This is a genomic window from Streptomyces sp. NPDC104367, from assembly GCF_055583825.1.
This window is the reverse complement of record NZ_JBVJND010000001.1, coordinates 576,960-593,291: the sequence shown is the minus strand read 5'-3', so window position 1 is coordinate 593,291 and position 16,332 is coordinate 576,960. Positions and strand designations below refer to the sequence as shown.

Sequence of the window (16,332 nt, the reverse complement as noted above, 5' to 3'; positions counted from 1 at the left end):
GTCACGCCATCTCCTCGCCGAGCGGATGCGGATTGGGGACGATGCGCCGGGCGCTGGGCCTGCCCGGTGCCTTGAGGAAGAGCGCCAGAACCGCGGAGGCCAGGCCGACGGAGCCCGCGAGCACGAACGCGCCGTCGTAGTCCCACTCGCCGACGACGACCGCGCCCAGACCCGAGCCCACCAGGCCGGAGATCAGCTTGGAGCTGTAGACCATCCCGTAGTTGGTGGCGTTGTTGTTCTCACCGAAGTAGTCCGCCGTCATCGCCGCGAAGAGCGGGAAGATCGCCCCGCCGCCGAAGCCGGAGACCATGGAGCAGAACAGGAAGAACGGCATGCTGCCCGTCTGGCCGGAGACCAGCACGCCGAACTGCGCGCTGCCGAGCACGACGCACACGAGGGTCAGGGTGCTGCGGCGGCCGCAGCGGTCGGAGATCCAGCCGATGACCCCGCGGCCGGTGCCGTTGACGACGGCCTTCAACGACATCGCGGTGGCCACGATCCCGCCCGCGAAGCCCATGTCCTTGCCGAACGGCACCTGGAAGGCGATGCCGAAGATGTTGATGCCGGCCGTGCACAGCAGACAGAACCACATCATCCACAGGACGGGCGTACGGGCGGCCTCCTTGGGGGTGTACTGCTTCACGGCGGGCGGGTTCTTCGCCAACGCCCTCCGGATCCTCGGGTCCTGGGTGACCCTGAGCGGATCGACGTGCGGCGGCCACCAGTTCTTCGGCGGGTCCCGGAAGAACCAGCCGGCCGACGCCACCACCAGACACAGCCCGACCCCGACCGCCGAGAGCACGGCCCGGTAGTTGCCCAGGTCGAGCACGGAGGTGAACAGGAACACGAACGGCACCGACCCGTAGGCGAATCCGCCGTTCACGAAGCCCGTCTTGCCGCCCTTGCGCTCCGGATACCACTTGCCGACCATGTTCACGCAGGTCGTGTAGACGAGACCGGCGCCGATACCGCTGCACATGCCGAAGCCGAGATAGGCGACCACGACGTTCGGTGCGAACGCCAGTGCCAGATAGCCCAGCAGGGTGCCGGCCGCGCCGATCAGCATGGCCGTACGGGCGGGGAGCCGTCCGCTCTCCCGCAACTGCCCGGCCGGGAAGGCCACGGCCGCCTGGAAGAACACCCAGACGCCCATCAGCCAGAAGATGTGCCCGCTGCTCCACAGATGCGCCTCGTGGAGCGTCTCCTCCGCCGACGTGAACGCGTACTCGGCGGAACTGATGCCCATCATGCCCACCCAGGGCAGGACGACCATCCATTTCCGTGTCCGGCCCATGAGATCGACATCTGTCTCGCCGATCCGGTACCTGCGGCCGTTGCGGTCCGTCACCTCCCTGAAAGGGACGGAAGCCGATAGATCGATGGATGACATGTCTGCTCAGCACCCCTTGCGTCGAAAGTTCTGGCCAGCGCCCCCTGTCCAATGCCTTTCGCGCGCGCACGGGTCCCGGGGCCGGCCGGGGACGCGCTCCGCCGGCCGGCCCCTTCCTCGGCTACGTCATGACGCGCCCCCCAGCAGCCCGGCCGCCCGCGCCCAGCGGTACTTGGCGCCGAGCACGGCCACCGGCCGTTCGGTCGTGTACGGGTACGCCACGACACCCCGCTCGTACAGGTACTGGCAGGCCTCCTCGACCTCGACGTCCCCCGCGAGCGAGGCGACGACCGGCTTGTGCACGCCCCGCTCCCGGAACTCCGCGACCACCCGCGCGGTCAGCTCCGCGAACACCATCGGCGGGGTGACGATGGTGTGCCAGTAGCCGAGGACGAGCGCGTGGATCCGCGGGTCCTCCAGACCCAGCCGGATCGTCGCCTCGTACGTCGACGGCGGCTCGCCGCCCGTGATGTCCACCGGGTTCCCGGCCGCGCCGAACGGCGGGATGAAGCGCCGGAACGCCTCGTCCAGGTCCGGCGGGATCTCCATCAGGGACAGCCCGTTGTCGGTGACGGCGTCGGACAGCAGCACACCGCTGCCGCCCGCACCCGTGATGATCACGACGTTGTCGCCCCGCGGAGCCGGCAGCACCGGCAGGCCCCGCGCGTACTCCAGCATGTCGTGGAGCCCCGGCGCCCGGATCACCCCGGCCTGCCGCAGGACGTCGTCGTACACCGCGTCGTCGCCCGCGAGCGCCCCCGTGTGCGAACCCGCCGCCCGGGCACCGGCCGCCGTACGCCCCGCCTTCAGGACCACGACGGGCTTCCTGGGCACGGTCCTCCGCGCGGCCTCGACGAACGCCCGGCCGTCCTTGAGGTCCTCCAGGTGCATCGCGATGCACTCGGTGCGCGGGTCCTCGCCGAACCAGGTCAGCAGGTCGTCCTCGTCCAGGTCCGACTTGTTGCCGAGCCCGACGATCGCCGACACCCCCGTCCTCGTGGTCCGCGCGAAGCCCAGGATCGCCATCCCGATCCCGCCGGACTGCGAGGTCAGCGCCACCCCGCCCTTCACGTCGTACGGCGTGCAGAACGTGGCGCACAGGTCCTGCCAGGTGGAGTAGTAGCCGTAGATGTTCGGGCCGAGCAGACGGATGCCGTACCGCTCGCCGACCGCCACGATCTCCTCCTGGAGCGCGTGCTCGCCGGTCTCCGCGAAACCGGAGGGGATGAGCACGGCGTTGGGGATCCGCTTGCGGCCCACCTCCTCCAGCGCCGCCGCGACGAACCTGGCGGGAATGGCGAAGACGGCCACATCCACCTCACCGGGAACGTCCGCGACACTCTTGTACGCCTTGCGGCCCAGAATGTCGTCGGCCTTGGGGTTCACCGGATGGATCTCCCCGGCGAAACCGCCGTCGACGAGGTTGCGCATCACCGAATTGCCTATCTTGCCCTGCTCGTTGGAGGCACCGATCACGGCGATCGAACGGGGCTGCATCAGCCGGCGCATGGACTCCAGGATCTCCTCGCGCGTGTACTTCCTGCGCTCGGGCGGCTGCTTCTGCGCGAGGATGATCCGGATGTCGGCGGCGACCGCGCCCTGCGGTGCGGCGATCACCGGGTTGAGGTCCACCTCGGCGATCTCCGGGAAGTCCGCGACCAGTCGGGAGACCCGCCGGATCTGCTCGGCGACCGCCCACCGGTCCACACCGGCCTGCCCGCGCACCCCGCGCAGCACCTCGGCCGCCCGGATCGAGTCCAGCATCGACAGCGCCTCGTCGGCGGTCACGGGCGCGAGCCGGAACGTCACGTCCCTCAGCACCTCGACGAGCACCCCGCCGAGCCCGAAGGCGACGACCTTCCCGAAGGTGGGGTCGGTGACCGCGCCGACGATCACCTCCGTGCCCTTCGGCAGCAACTCCTGCACCTGGACGCCCTCGATGCGGGCCTCGGCGTTGTAGCCGCGCGCGTTCTCGACGATCCGGTGGAAGGCCGCGCGCACGTCCGCCGCGCCCTCCACCCCGACGATCACCCCGCCCGCGTCGGTCTTGTGCAGGATGTCCGGCGACACGATCTTCATGACGACCGGCCCGCCGAAGCGCGCCGCGAACGCCACCGCCTCGTCGACGTCGGTGGCCAGCTCCTCACCCGGTACGGCGATCCCGTACGCGTCGGCGACCACCTTGCCCTCGGGGGCGGTGAGCGCCGTACGGCCCTGCGCGCGCACGGAGTCGAGGAGCGCACGCACCCGCCGCTCCCGGTCCTCTGCCATCACGTCAGATCACCCCGTTCGACTTGAGCAGGCGCAGCTCCTCGTCGCCGAGGCCCAGTTCGCCGATGTAGACCTCTTCGTTGTGCTCGCCCAGCAGCGGTGAACCGACCACCTCCACAGGGGAGTCGGAGAGCTTGAGCGGGCTGCCGACGGTGACGAACTCGCCGCGCTCGGGGTGCTGGACGGTGACCACCATCTCGTTGGCGACCAGCGACTCGTCCTCGATGATCTCTTTGGTGGACAGGATCGGCCCGCACGGGATGTTGTGGGCGTTGAGCCGTTCCAGCACCTCCCACTTGGGGAGCGTCGAGGACCACTCCTCGATCAGCTGGAACATCTTGTTGAGCCGGGGCAGGCGGGCCTCCGGGGTCGCCCACTCGGGGTCGTCCGCGAGCTCCGGCCGGCCGATGAGCCGGGTGATCGGCTGCCAGCCGACGGGCTGGACGATGACGTACACGTAGTCGTTCGGGCCGCCCGGCGCGCACCGCACCGCCCAGCCCGGCTGGCCGCCGCCGGAGGCGTTGCCGGAGCGGGGCACCTCGGCGCCGAAGTCCTCGTTGGGGTACTCGGCGAGCCTGCCGTGGGCCAGCCGCTGCTGGTCGCGCAGCTTCACCCGGCACAGGTTGAGCACGGCGTGCTGCATGGCGACGTTGACGCGCTGGCCGCGGCCGGTGCGCTCGCGCTGGAAGAGCGCCGCCAGTATCCCGGCCACCGTGTGCACCCCGGTGCCCGAGTCGCCGATCTGGGCGCCGGTGGCCAGCGGCGGCCCGTCCTCGAAGCCGGTCGTCGACATCGACCCGCCCATCGCCTGGGCGACGACCTCGTACGCCTTGAAGTCCGTGTACGGGCCGTCCCCGAACCCCTTGATGGACGCGTACACGATCCGCGGGTTGATCTCCTTGATGCGGTCCCAGGTGAACCCCATCCGGTCGACCGCGCCCGGGCCGAAGTTCTCGACCATCACGTCCGAGCGGCGGATCAGCTCGGTCAGCAGCTGCCTGCCGCGCTCGGACTTGGTGTTGAGGGTGATGCTCCGCTTGTTGCAGTTGAGCATCGTGAAGTAGAGGGAGTCGACGTCCGGGAGGTCGCGCAGCTGCCGCCGCGTGATGTCACCGGTCGGCGCCTCCAGCTTGACCACGTCCGCGCCGAGCCAGGCCAGCAGCTGGGTGGCGGAGGGGCCCGACTGGACGTGGGTCATGTCGAGGACGCGAATGCCCTCGAGTGCCTTGGCGGTCATCGGCGTTCACCTCACTTGTACATGGTCTGGTTCATGGTTCCGGGGGCGTACGCGTCCGGGTCGACCCAGACGTTGATCAGCGACGGCAGCCCCGACTCGCGAGCCCGGCGCAGCGCGGGGCCGATGTCGGCGGGGTCGCGGACCTCCTCGCCGTAACCGCCCAGCATCTGGGCGAACTTGTCGTAGTGGACGTCGCCGAGGGTGTTGCCGACCCGCTCGCGCTCCTTGCCGTACTTGGCGGCCTGGCCGTAACGGATCTGGTTCATCGAGGAGTTGTTGCCGACGATCCCCACGAAGGGCAGGCGGTAGCGGACCAGGGTCTCGAAGTCCCAGCCGGTGAGCGAGAAGGCGCCGTCGCCGAAGAGGGCGACCACCTCCTTGTCGGGGCGGGCCTGCTTGGCGGCGAGCACGAAGGGGACGCCGACGCCGAGGGTGCCGAGCGGTCCCGGGTCCATCCAGTGGCCGGGCGACTTGGGCTGCACGACCTGCCCGGAGAAGGTGACGATGTCACCGCCGTCGCCGATGTAGATCGAGTCCTCGGTGAGGAAGTCGTTGATCTCGCCGACCAGGCGGTAGGGGTGGATGGGGGAGGCGTCCGACCGCAGGTGCGGCAACCGCTTCTCGATCGCGCTCTGTTCGGCGGCCCGCAGTTCGTCCAGCCACTCCTTGCGCCTGGACGCCCCGCCGTCGACACGCCCCGAGGCGGCCTCGGTGACGGACTTCAGCACCAGCCCGGCGTCGCCGACGATCCCGAGGTCGATGTCCCGGTTCTTGCCGACCGTGCGGTAGTCGAGGTCGATCTGCACGACGGTCGCGGCGGGGGAGAGGCGCTTGCCGTAGCCCATGCGGAAGTCGAAGGGCGTGCCGACGATCACGATGACGTCGGCGCCCGAGAACGCGTACCGGCGCGAGAGCTGGAAGTGGTGCGGGTCGCCGGGCGGCAGGGTGCCGCGGCCGGCGCCGTTCATGTACGCCGGGATGTTCAGGGTCCGCACCAGCTCGATGGCGGCCGCGGTGCCCCGGGTCGTCCAGACCTGGTTGCCCAGCAGGATGGCCGGCTTCTCCGCGTGCACGAGGAGGTCGGCGAGCCTCTCGACCGCCTCGGGGTCGCCCGCCGAGCGGGTGGAGGCCCGGTAGGCGCCCGCCGCCGGTATCCGCGCCTTCGCCGCCGGGACCTTGGCGTCCAGCACGTCGCGCGGTATCTCCAGGAAGGACGGGCCGGGCGCGCCGTGGTAGCACTCGCGGAACGCCATCGACACCATGTCGGCGGCGCGCGCGGTGTCCGGGACGGTCGCCGCGAACTTGGTGATCGGCGTCATCATGTCGACGTGCGGCAGGTCCTGGAGGGACCCCATCTTGTGCTGGCTGTGCGCCCCCTGGCCGCCGATCAGCAGCATCGGGGACTCCGCGCGGAAGGCGTTGGCGACCCCGGTGACGGCGTCGGTCGTACCCGGTCCGGCGGTGACGACCGCGCAGCCCGGCTTGCCGGTGACCCGCGCGTAGCCGTCGGCGGCGTGGGCGGCCACCTGCTCGTGGCGGACGTCGACGACTTCTATGCCCTCGTCGACGCAGCCGTCGTAGATGTCGATGATGTGGCCGCCGCACAGGGTGTAGACGCGGTCGACCCCCTCGGCCTTCAGCGCCTTGGCAACGAGATGACCACCGGAGATCACGTCCTGGGTGTCGTCGGGCATGGCGAGGTCCTGTTCCCTTCGTAGGGGGGTGGGATGCCGTCTGGGTACGAGTCCTCGTACATTGCATACAGTCGACGAATACTGTATGAACCTTGTTATCCCGCATCCGGTGGGTGGTGTCCAGGGGGCGTGCGGCACTTTCGAGACAGGAGCCGGAATGGACCTGTACGAGCACCAGGCAAGGGAACTCTTCGAGGACCACGGCATCCCGGTCCCCAGGGCCGAGGTCACCGACTCGGCCGAGGAGGCCCGCGAGATCGCCCGCCGGCTCGGCGGCCGGGCCGTCGTCAAGGCCCAGGTCAAGACGGGCGGCCGGGGCAAGGCGGGCGGCGTGAAGCTCGCCGCCGACCCGGCCGCCGCGGAACTGACCGCACGTCAGATCCTCGGCATGGACATCAGGGGACACCGGGTCGGCAAGGTGATGCTGGCCCAACCCGTCGACATCGAGAGCGAGTTCTACGTCTCCTACGTCCTCGACCGGGCGGCCGGCCGCTTCCTGGCGATCGCCTCCGCCGAGGGCGGCACGGAGATCGAGGAAGTGGCCGCGACCCGCCCCGAGGCGGTGGCCCGCATCCCCGTCGACCCCGCCAGGGGCGTCACCTCCGCGAAGGCCGGCGAGATCGCCGAGGCCGCCGGACTGCCCCACCGGACGGTCGACGTCCTCGTACGGCTCTGGGACGTCCTCGTACGCGAGGACGCGCTCCTCGTCGAGGTCAACCCGCTCGTACGCACCCGGCAGGGACAGATCCTCGCCCTCGACGGCAAGGTCACCCTCGACGACAACGCCCGCTTCCGGCAGACCCGTTGGGGAGCCGAGCAGGACGAGCACCACGACCTGCTGGAACGGACGGCCGCCGCCAAGGGCCTCAACTACGTGAGACTGGACGGCGAGGTCGGCGTCATCGGCAACGGCGCCGGGCTGGTGATGTCCACCCTCGACGTGGTCGCCGGCTGCGGCGCCCGCCCCGCCGACTTCCTCGACATCGGCGGCGGGGCCTCCGCCCGCACCATGGCCGACGGACTCGCCGTGATCCTCGCCGACCCGTCCGTGAAGTCCGTGTTCGTCAACGTCTTCGGCGGGATCACGGCGTGCGACGCGGTCGCCGACGGCATCGTCCGGGCCCTGGACACCGTCCGCCTGACCAAACCGCTGGTCGTCCGCCTCGACGGCAACAACGCGGCGCGCGGCCGCGCGATCCTCGACGCCCGCGCCCACCCCCTGGTCGAACAGGCCGCCACCATGGACGGCGCCGCCCGCCGCGCCGCCGAACTCGCCCACACCACCTGAGGAGTTCCGACATGGCGATCTACCTCACCAAGGAGAGCAAGGTCCTCGTCCAGGGCATGACCGGCGCCGAGGGCATGAAACACACCCGGCGCATGCTCGCCGCCGGCACCGACGTCGTCGGCGGCGTCAACCCGCGCAAGGCCGGCCGCACCGTCGACTTCGACGACCGCGCCGTCCCCGTCCACGGCACGGTCGCCGAGGCCATGGCGGCCACCGGCGCCGACACCACCGTCGTCTTCGTGCCACCGGCCTTCGCCAAGGCCGCGGTCCTGGAGGCCGCGGACGCCGGAATCGGCCTCGCCGTCGTGATCACCGAGGGCATCCCCGTCCACGACACGGTCGCCTTCACCGCGTACGCCCGGCGGAACGGCACCCGGATCATCGGCCCCAACTGCCCCGGACTGATCACCCCCGGCCAGTCCAACGCCGGCATCATCCCCGCCGACATCACCAAACCCGGCCGCATCGGCCTCGTCTCCAAATCGGGCACCCTCACCTACCAACTCATGTACGAACTGCGCGACATCGGCTTCTCCACCTGCGTCGGCATCGGCGGCGACCCGGTCGTCGGCACCGACCACATCGACTGCCTCACCGCCTTCCAGAACGACCCCGACACCGAACTCGTCGTCCTCATCGGGGAGATCGGCGGCGACGCGGAGGAGCGGGCCGCCGCCCACATCCGGGAACACGTCACCAAACCCGTCGTCGGCTACATCGCCGGCTTCACCGCGCCCGAGGGCCGCACCATGGGCCACGCCGGCGCCATCGTCTCCGGCCCGGCCGGCACCGCACGGGCCAAACAGGAGGCGCTGGAAGCGGCCGGCGTACGCGTGGGCAGCACACCCACCGAGACCGCCCGGCTGGTCCTCGAACTCCTGCGCGCGGAGGGCTGACCATGACCCTCGTCCGCAAACCCGGCACCGACTGGGACGACGCCTGGGCACGCTGCCTCGCCGTCGCACCCGAGGCCTTCCAGAGCGACCGCGTCCTCAACCTCTGGGCCGCCGCCTGGCGGCCCGACGGCCACCCGCTGCCCGCGACCAGCCCCGTCGACGCCACCCCCGTCGCCGGCGCCCCGCGCCTGGACCGGGACACCGCCCACCGCGCCGTCCGCGCCTGCCTCGACCAGCACCGCGCCTGGCGCCACGTCCCCCTCGCCGAACGCCGCGCCCGGCTGACCGCCACCCTGGACGCCCTCGCCGAACACCGCGAACTCCTCGCCCTGCTCCTCGTCCGGGAGATCGGCAAGCCCTGGCGGCTCGCCCTGGCCGACGTGGACCGGGCCGTCGACGGGGTCCGCTGGTACGCCGACGGCGCCGAGGCGATGCTCGCCGGACGCGCCCCGCTGGACGGACCGGTCTCCAACATCGCCAGCTGGAACTACCCGATGAGCGTCCTCGTCCACGCGATGCTGGTCCAGGCCCTGGCGGGCAACGCCGTGGTCGCCAAGACCCCCACCGACGGCGGCGTCGCCTGCCTCACGCTCGCCTGCGCGCTGGCCGCCCGCGAGGGCCTGCCCGTCACCCTGCTCAGCGGCAGCGGGGGCGAGCTGTCCGAGGCGCTGGTGCGGGCGCCCGAGATCGGCTGCGTCTCCTTCGTCGGCGGCCGCGACACCGGCGCCGCGGTGGCCACCGCCGTCACCGACCTCGGCAAACGGCACGTACTCGAACAGGAGGGACTCAACACCTGGGGCATCTGGAACTTCACCGACTGGGCCGCGCTCACCGCCGTCGTCCCACGGCTCTTCGACTACGGCAAACAGCGCTGCACCGCCTACCCGCGCTTCGTCGTCCAGCGCGACCTGTTCCACGAGTTCCTCACCGCCTACCTCCCCGCGGTACGGCGACTGCGGGTCGGCCACCCCCTCGCGGTCGCCGACCCCGGCGATCCGCTCCCCGAACTGGACTTCGGACCCCTGATCAACGCGGCCAAGGCCAAGGACCTCGACGACCAGGTGGCCGAGGCCGTCGACCGCGGCGCCGTCCCGCTGCACCGCGGCAGCCCCGCCGACGCGCGCTTCCTGCCCGGCCAGGACACCTCGTCCTACGTCCACCCGGTCACCCTCCTCAACCCGCCCCCGTCCTCCCCCCTCCACCACGCGGAACCCTTCGGCCCGGTCGACACCGTCGTCCTGGTCGACACGGAGGCCGAACTCCTGGCCGCCATGAACGCGTCCAACGGTGCGCTGGTCGCCACCCTCTCCACCGACGACGAGGCCACCTTCGCGCGGCTCGCGCCACAGATCCGCGCCTTCAAGGTCGGCCACGGCGCCCCCCGCTCCCGCGGCGACCGGGACGAGCTCTTCGGCGGCCTCGGCGCGTCCTGGCGGGGCGCCTTCGTCGGCGGGGAACTCCTGGTCCGAGCGGTCACCCAGGGCCCGCCGGGTGAACGGCTCCCCGGGAACTTCCCCGAGTACCAGCTCATGCCGTGACAGCGGACACCGGCCGGTGACCACCGGGACACGTCCCGCCCCGCGCCGCCCCTTGACCACCCGCCCTGCGCCGCCCCTTGATCACCCCCCCCCGCGATGAACCGACCACCGGACCCGGCTCCCACCCACCGCACGGGCCGAGCCCCAGCCCCTCGGCCCGCTCGGCGGACGTCATCCCGGTGACCGTCCGGGCACATCCCGTGACGGGCCGCCGACCTGCGGATACAGGGACGGAAACGCAGGTGAAAGGCACTCCGAAAGCTTGGTATTGTTGTCCATGTCGCCGCGGGGAACACCCCCGGCCAGGCGACAGACACCTGGTCCGGGTGGCGGAATGGCAGACGCGCTAGCTTGAGGTGCTAGTGCCCTTTATCGGGCGTGGGGGTTCAAGTCCCCCCTCGGACACTCGACTCGCTATAGCGATACGCAAACAAGGGCCTCGACCTACCAGTCGCGGCCCTATCTGCGTGTTCGTAACTGATCGTGATCCCGAGCGCTTCGTAGAGCGGGCTCTTCTTCTCCGCTTCGACGACCTGCACGCGCTGTGCGATGTTTCCGGGCCTCTCAGAGATCTTCCGGATCTGGTCGGCGCTGAGGTGGGTTTCCTTCTTGCGAGTGGCGGCAGGTGGCGTGTCGAGCTTCTTGCGTGCTGCCTCCTTGTCCGCCTGTGCTTCGTTGATCCATCGGGTGACGACGGCGGGGTCGGCGCCGGCTTCGAGGGCGGCCTGGTAGCGGGCGAGACGCCGCTCGCACTCCTTGACCGTTGTGCGGGCCTGGGTCTGCTCCGGCGTGGGCGTCTCGGCCGCGTTCGCTGCCGCGCTGGCTTGGGCGAGGGCGGTGAGGGTGGCGGTGAGCCGGTCGGGGGCGAAGGCTTTCGCGATCCACCGGTCCAGGGCCCGGCACACCGCGTCCTCCCGGAGGTAGACGGTCCGGGGGTGATCCATGCCGGGGTGGAGGGACTGTTCCTGTTCCTTGAACGCGCAGCGGTAGTAGACGGTGTTGCGGATGGTCGCGGGCTGCATCTTGCGCCCGCACGTCTCACATCACATCGCACCCGCCCGCGCAGTGCGTACGCGTTGCCCCTGCGGTTGTCGGCCGGGGCGTTCGAGGCGCTGGGGCATGCGGGCGCGCTGCCGGCGGATCTTCTTGACGGTGTCGAAGAGCTGGGTGGTGACGATGGCCTCGTGAGCGGTGTCGTTGGACCACACCCACTGTTCGGCCGGGGTGTGTGTCATGCGGGTGCGGTGGCCGAGGGTGACGTCGTCGGCGTCGTTGTCCCGCAACCGAAGAGGTGGATCGTGGAGCAGGTCAACGGCACGTTGATGCTGCACCGCAGACTGGCCCACGAGTACGACCACCGCCCCGACACGTCCGCCTCGCGCGTCTGCTGGGCCTCGATCGCGAACATGTCCCGCCGCCTCACCGCACCGAGTCCAGCCTGGCGCGACACCCTCGGACTGGCCGCGTGAACGTCATCGAGCTCTTGGCCGACCTCCAGGCCCAGCACGACAAGACCGCAGCCCGTGCCGACGAACTGCGTGACCAGATGCAGCACTTGACCGCCGCCCTGATCGAGATCGAAGCGCGACTCGCGAACCTGGTCACCACCCGGAAGGTCATCGCCGAACTCGCACCGGCTTCAGGCCGACCCGCACCGCCCGAGACGAACACCGCCTACCAGGCCATCGTGAACACATTCAACCAGCATCCGGATCAAGAGTTCCGAGCCCGTGAGCTGCACGAACGCCTCGGCATGCCCACCGACGAGGCATCCGTCAACATCACCCGCAGCCGCCTCGGACGCCTTACCCGCCAAGGTTTCCTCACTCAACCCGGACGAGGCCGCCACCAGAAGCGGACTTGACGTCCACTCAACAGTCCTTCGGAAATGCTGAACTCGTGGCCCCCTCGCCGGCATCCCCGAAACACGTGACAGGTGAAGCAGCCTGGTTTTGAAGGAACGCAATGGCTTCCGCAGCCGCAGCCTCACCTGTGACCAGCAGCGCGAGCTCTCCTGGCGGTGGACGACCGACGATCAGGTCACCCGCACGAGGCTCTGCCCGGCATCCTCGCTCTGCTGCGTGAAGGCCAGCAGGACGGTGTTACACCGGCACATGGCCAGGGAGCCGCATACGGCAGTAGCCTGTGACTCGCTTGATCTGAAATGGCCACGACTGGGGGGTGTGTCATGGATCCTGTGTCGTTGGGGTTGCTGGCGGCGCTGGCCGGTGGGGCGGGCGGCGAACTGGGCCGTCAGGCATGGGCGGGGCTGAGCGACATCGTCCGTCGACCCTTCCGCGGAACACAGCCCGCGTGCGACGGAGCGCCGGATGCAACGGCGTTGGTTTCGGGCGAGACGGAGATGATCGCGCTGGCACAGGCCCCTGATGATCGAGGGCTGGCCCGGGCGCTGCGCGATGCCCTTGCGCTGCGTGCCGCGTGGGATGAGGACTTCGCCGAGGCACTGAACCAGTGGCACCGGTGCACAGTCGAGGTGACTGGCTTGGGGACGGTGAACAACACCATCAGCGGGGGCACCCAGCACGGTCCGGTCCTTCAGGGCCGCGACTTCGGTGACATCTCCTTCACCATGATGCCGGCGTCATCGACGGATTCAACCGGGCCCGAAGCGGACCCGGCGGCTGGCGCATCCTGGTGAATGACAGATCCGCCGGCCCTGTCGGGTGTGACAATGCCGCCATGGTCGATCGGGTCGACAACCACGCCGGTGGAGTGGTGCACGGGGCTGTGGTACAGGCCGGAGTGGTCCATGGCGGAGTGCACCTGTACCAGGCTGCAGCGCGCCCGCCTCGTCAACTGCCGCGACTGGGCGCTCAGTTCGTGGGGCGGACGAAGGACCTCGCGCTGATCTCCGCGACGGGGAGCTGTGTGTTGCACGGCACTGCCGGCGTCGGAAAAACCGCGCTCGCAGTGCAGTTCGGCCATCAGGAGGCAGACCGGTTTCCCGACGGTCAGCTCTACGCCGATCTGCGCGGGTTCGCGCCGAGCGCCCCCGCGGACGCCGCAGACGTCCTGCGCGGCTTCCTTCTGTCCCTCGGCGTTTCCGAATCCGCCATTCCGCCCGATGAGTCCGCCCGGGCAGCCGCCTACCGCAGCGCCGTCGCCGGGCGGCGCATGCTGGTCGTACTGGACAACGTGCGCGACAGCGCCCAGGCCAGGCCGCTGCTTCCCGCGGCTACGGCGAGCATGACGGTCCTCACCAGTCGGCACCGGCTCGACAGCCTGGCCGCGCGCGAGGGGCTTCCTCACATCGGGCTCGGCCTTCTCTCGCCGGCAGATGCCCACGACCTGCTCGCCAACCGGCTCGGAGCCGAACGCACGAGCGCCGAACCCACCACGGTGGGAGCTCTGGTCCAGGCCTGCGCGCGCCTGCCGCTGGCCCTGTGCCTGCTGGCAGCACGGGCGTCGGCCGAGCCGGGCACCAGCCTCGCCCAGACGGCACGCGAGCTGCGGGACGAACGCTCCCGCCTCGATCACCTTGCTCTCGACGAGGAGGACACCGACCTGCGGGCCGTGTTCTCCTGGTCCACTCGTGCGCTTTCCTCCGCAGCAGCACAACTCTTCCGGCTCAGCGCCGTAAACCGTGGCCCCGACCTCACACCGGCTGCCGCTGCTTCACTGGCAGGCGTGGAGAAGGCCACCGTCAGAGCCCTGCTGCGGCAACTGGTCTCCAGTGGACTCCTGGAGGAGTATTTGCCCGGCAGGTACCGCAGCCATGACCTGCTCCGGGTCTACGCAGCGGAGTTGCTGGCCGAGGACGGAGAATCGACGCGCGAACTCGCCAGGCGCCGGCTGCTCGATCACTTCCTGCATACCGGGCTGGCAGCCAACCGGAGTCACGCGCGATTCCGCCAGGGCATCGCCCTTGCTCTCCCGGTCTCCGGTGCGGTGGTCGAACCCGTCAACGGATTGGCTGATGCCAACACGTGGTTCGCTCGCGAGCGACCGAACCTTGTCGCGGCGGTGGAGGACGCGGCGACGCACGGCCTCGACACCTATGCCTGGCAGCTTCCCTGGGTGATGACCACTCATCTGTACCGCTGCGGCCACTGGGCGGACCTGATCACCGTCCAGAGCACCGCCGGCGAGGCGGCCTCACGCTCGGGCGACGTCGCTGCGCAGGCCCGGGCGTGTCGTGATTTGGGCCGGGTCGCATTGCGGCTGGGCCGGTACGACGAAGCGAGGGACCGCCACATGGAGGCGCTGGCCCTGTGCACGGCGTCCGGCGACATCGCGGGACAGGCCCACAGCCATAACGCGCTCAGTCTTGCTCTGGAGCGACTGGACGCTCCCGAGGAGTCGACAGCTCATGCCCGGCACGCCGTGGAGCTCTACGAGACAGAAGGCAACGATGCCTGGCGAGCCGCAGCACTCAGCCGTCTCGGGTCCGCGCTCACCGCGGTCGGCGACCATCGTGCAGCCCTGGCGTGCTGCTCGGAGGCACTGGAGATGCTGGTGGACCTGGAGGACCGCTACTACCAGGCTCATGTGCTGGCCACTCTAGGACTGATCCACCACCGACTCGGCGCGTACGACGAGGCGATCACGCAGTTTCAGGGGGCTGTGGAGCTCTGGCGCGTGTTTGAGAACCGCTTCGAAGAGGCGTCCGCGCTGCACCGATTGGGTGACTCCCATCAGGCGAGCGGTGACGCACAGGTCGCACGAAGGGTCTGGTTCGAGGCACTCGCCCTTCTTGACGACCTCGGGCACACGGACGCCGCAACGGTACGCGCCAAGCTCGCGCCCGACACCGACAGGGCCGCCCTGGGCGGCGATGGCGCAGAGGAGGCCGGATGCTGACGATAGACGCCGGTGCTGGTGGCGGCGGCCTTCTGCGCACCGCGCTTCCGCTCTCGGTCGCGCTGGGCGTTCCGGTCAGGCTGCTCAACGTCCGCGTGGCCGCCCCGGAGCGGGGCCTGGCCTGGCCGCACGTCCGGCTGCTGCAGGTGCTGAGCAAATGGACGGACAGCGACGCCGGTGAGGTGCGCCTCGGCGACACCGAGGTGATCTTCCGGCCTGGCCTGACCCGTCCGACCGGCCCGGCACACCTGGACCTGGACGACCCGGTCCGTACTTTTGAACGTCGCGGCATCGTCGTCAGGCGCGACTACAGCGGTGCCAAGGACGTATTTCCCGGCGGTCTGCCCGATGAGGGCGGCCGTTCTGTACGCGGCTATTCGGCGTGCGCCCCGCTGATGGCGCTGCTGCCTCTGATGGGCCCTGGCGCCTCGGCGACCGTACGGGGTGGAACCGAAACGGCGGGCGCGCCCTTCGCCGACGCAGTCCGATACGTCTTGCTGCCCGCGCTGACCGCCCAGTTCGGGGTGCGGTTGACCATGTCCGTCGTGCGGCGCGGCTGCATAGGGATCGGTGGAGGCGAGGTGACCGCGACGGCCGGACCGGTGTCCGATGCCGGGGCCCTGCTTGTGCCGGTGCCCGGAACGGCGGCACTGCTCTACCTCTTCGGCGACGTCGGTGACGATGTGGCCGCGCGGTGGCGGGACGGTCTACTACGCCATCTGCCGGGCCCGCTGCACACCAACGTGGTCCGCGTGGCGTACCCGGTCCCCAGGATTCAGCAGCTTTTCCTGCTGGGGGGCGAATGGACACGGGACGTTAGCGTGTGCAGCGAGGAGGGATTGCCTCTTTCCGCCCGGCAGGCGTACGAACGGGTGCTGTCCGAGAGCCGGTTCACCAGACACGTCAGCCGTTTCCTGCTGGAACAGCTTCTGATGTGGGCGGCGGTCCGTGGCGAGGACGCCTGCTGGACGACGGAGCGTTGGACGGAGCATCTGGACGCGGTCGCCACCGTCGTCCAAGCGTTGTCCGGCCGCTCAGTCAGCCACCGGCCGTCCGGTGGCGTTGTCGAGGTACACCTCGGCTGACGAGCTCCGGCACGGTAAGCGGTGAGCCGTCGAGGAACTCTGTGGGGCTTGCTGTTCACACCTGCGGTGAGGGGCTCAGGTGAGAGGTCGTTCGTTCGGTTTCCGAATGCCG

Annotated in this window: 14 protein-coding genes and 1 tRNA gene; 9 read left to right on the top strand and 6 right to left on the bottom strand. The window is 70.2% G+C overall.

Annotated elements, in window-relative coordinates; all coding sequences use genetic code 11:
- Position 1 precedes the first annotated feature (1 nt).
- The 4 genes from ACZ619_RS02610 to ACZ619_RS02595 all read right to left on the bottom strand — a co-directional run bounded on the left by ACZ619_RS02610 (position 2) and on the right by ACZ619_RS02595 (position 6,592).
- Positions 2 to 1,390 (bottom strand): OFA family MFS transporter, encoded by a 1,389-nt coding sequence (locus ACZ619_RS02610; RefSeq protein ID WP_469593195.1) that lies wholly within the window; start codon positions 1,388 to 1,390, stop codon positions 2 to 4.
- A gap of 126 nt (positions 1,391 to 1,516) precedes the next feature.
- Complete coding sequence (locus tag ACZ619_RS02605) at positions 1,517 to 3,661, bottom strand: acetate--CoA ligase family protein (RefSeq protein WP_469593193.1); 2,145 nt, start codon at positions 3,659 to 3,661, stop codon at positions 1,517 to 1,519.
- A 4-nt stretch (positions 3,662 to 3,665) separates the two neighbouring features.
- Positions 3,666 to 4,898 (bottom strand): formyl-CoA transferase, encoded by a 1,233-nt coding sequence (frc, locus tag ACZ619_RS02600; RefSeq protein WP_469593191.1) that lies wholly within the window; start codon positions 4,896 to 4,898, stop codon positions 3,666 to 3,668.
- Positions 4,899 to 4,909: 11 nt separating this feature from the next.
- A complete protein-coding gene (locus tag ACZ619_RS02595) occupies positions 4,910 to 6,592 on the bottom strand; it encodes a thiamine pyrophosphate-binding protein (protein ID WP_469593189.1) in 1,683 nt (560 codons plus the stop codon).
- 157 nt (positions 6,593 to 6,749) lie between these two features.
- Here ACZ619_RS02595 and sucC point away from each other — a divergent pair, with 157 nt between their 5' ends.
- The 4 genes from sucC to ACZ619_RS02575 all read left to right on the top strand — a co-directional run bounded on the left by sucC (position 6,750) and on the right by ACZ619_RS02575 (position 10,719).
- On the top strand, positions 6,750 to 7,880 hold the full coding sequence (gene sucC / locus ACZ619_RS02590; RefSeq protein WP_469593187.1) for an ADP-forming succinate--CoA ligase subunit beta: 1,131 nt from the start codon (positions 6,750 to 6,752) through the stop codon (positions 7,878 to 7,880).
- Positions 7,881 to 7,891: 11 nt separating this feature from the next.
- Positions 7,892 to 8,776, top strand: coding sequence for a succinate--CoA ligase subunit alpha (sucD, locus tag ACZ619_RS02585; RefSeq protein ID WP_469593185.1), 885 nt, complete (start codon positions 7,892 to 7,894; stop codon positions 8,774 to 8,776).
- 2 nt (positions 8,777 to 8,778) lie between these two features.
- A complete protein-coding gene (locus ACZ619_RS02580; RefSeq protein WP_469593184.1) occupies positions 8,779 to 10,314 on the top strand; it encodes an aldehyde dehydrogenase family protein in 1,536 nt (511 codons plus the stop codon).
- 320 nt (positions 10,315 to 10,634) lie between these two features.
- Positions 10,635 to 10,719, top strand: a tRNA-Leu gene (locus ACZ619_RS02575).
- Here ACZ619_RS02575 and ACZ619_RS02570 read toward each other — a convergent pair.
- Complete coding sequence (locus ACZ619_RS02570; protein ID WP_469593182.1) at positions 10,701 to 11,336, bottom strand: hypothetical protein; 636 nt, start codon at positions 11,334 to 11,336, stop codon at positions 10,701 to 10,703. The genes ACZ619_RS02575 and ACZ619_RS02570 overlap by 19 nt on opposite strands.
- A gap of 21 nt (positions 11,337 to 11,357) precedes the next feature.
- Entirely contained in the window at positions 11,358 to 11,597 is a 240-nt protein-coding gene (locus ACZ619_RS02565; RefSeq protein ID WP_469593180.1) for a hypothetical protein, read from the bottom strand.
- A gap of 15 nt (positions 11,598 to 11,612) precedes the next feature.
- Between ACZ619_RS02565 and ACZ619_RS02560 the strand changes: the two genes are divergently transcribed.
- From ACZ619_RS02560 to ACZ619_RS02540, 5 genes are all read left to right on the top strand, one after another.
- On the top strand, positions 11,613 to 11,783 hold the full coding sequence (locus tag ACZ619_RS02560) for a hypothetical protein (protein ID WP_469593178.1): 171 nt from the start codon (positions 11,613 to 11,615) through the stop codon (positions 11,781 to 11,783).
- Positions 11,780 to 12,178, top strand: coding sequence for a hypothetical protein (locus ACZ619_RS02555; RefSeq protein ID WP_469593176.1), 399 nt, complete (start codon positions 11,780 to 11,782; stop codon positions 12,176 to 12,178). The genes ACZ619_RS02560 and ACZ619_RS02555 overlap by 4 nt, the downstream gene beginning before the upstream one ends.
- 324 nt (positions 12,179 to 12,502) lie before the next feature.
- Entirely contained in the window at positions 12,503 to 12,973 is a 471-nt protein-coding gene (locus tag ACZ619_RS02550; protein ID WP_469593175.1) for a hypothetical protein, read from the top strand.
- Between the two features lie 41 nt (positions 12,974 to 13,014).
- Positions 13,015 to 15,135, top strand: coding sequence for a tetratricopeptide repeat protein (locus ACZ619_RS02545; protein ID WP_469593173.1), 2,121 nt, complete (start codon positions 13,015 to 13,017; stop codon positions 15,133 to 15,135).
- Positions 15,129 to 16,220 (top strand): RNA 3'-terminal phosphate cyclase, encoded by a 1,092-nt coding sequence (locus tag ACZ619_RS02540; protein WP_469593171.1) that lies wholly within the window; start codon positions 15,129 to 15,131, stop codon positions 16,218 to 16,220. Before ACZ619_RS02545 ends, ACZ619_RS02540 begins: the two co-directional genes overlap by 7 nt.
- Positions 16,221 to 16,332 lie beyond the last annotated feature (112 nt).

What these genes read in the sequence shown, in the direction of transcription:
- sucC (WP_469593187.1), top strand. Translation starts at nt 6,750, where the DNA reads ATGGACCTGTACGAGCACCAGGCAAGGGAACTCTTCGAGGACCACGGC.
- ACZ619_RS02580 (WP_469593184.1), top strand. Translation starts at nt 8,779, where the DNA reads ATGACCCTCGTCCGCAAACCCGGCACCGACTGGGACGACGCCTGGGCA.
- ACZ619_RS02610 (WP_469593195.1), bottom strand. Translation starts at nt 1,390, where the DNA reads ATGTCATCCATCGATCTATCGGCTTCCGTCCCTTTCAGGGAGGTGACG.
- ACZ619_RS02605 (WP_469593193.1), bottom strand. Translation starts at nt 3,661, where the DNA reads ATGGCAGAGGACCGGGAGCGGCGGGTGCGTGCGCTCCTCGACTCCGTG.
- ACZ619_RS02595 (WP_469593189.1), bottom strand. Translation starts at nt 6,592, where the DNA reads ATGCCCGACGACACCCAGGACGTGATCTCCGGTGGTCATCTCGTTGCC.
- sucD (WP_469593185.1), top strand. Translation starts at nt 7,892, where the DNA reads ATGGCGATCTACCTCACCAAGGAGAGCAAGGTCCTCGTCCAGGGCATG.
- ACZ619_RS02550 (WP_469593175.1), top strand. Translation starts at nt 12,503, where the DNA reads ATGGATCCTGTGTCGTTGGGGTTGCTGGCGGCGCTGGCCGGTGGGGCG.
- ACZ619_RS02545 (WP_469593173.1), top strand. Translation starts at nt 13,015, where the DNA reads ATGGTCGATCGGGTCGACAACCACGCCGGTGGAGTGGTGCACGGGGCT.
- ACZ619_RS02570 (WP_469593182.1), bottom strand. Translation starts at nt 11,336, where the DNA reads ATGCAGCCCGCGACCATCCGCAACACCGTCTACTACCGCTGCGCGTTC.
- frc (WP_469593191.1), bottom strand. Translation starts at nt 4,898, where the DNA reads ATGACCGCCAAGGCACTCGAGGGCATTCGCGTCCTCGACATGACCCAC.
- ACZ619_RS02540 (WP_469593171.1), top strand. Translation starts at nt 15,129, where the DNA reads ATGCTGACGATAGACGCCGGTGCTGGTGGCGGCGGCCTTCTGCGCACC.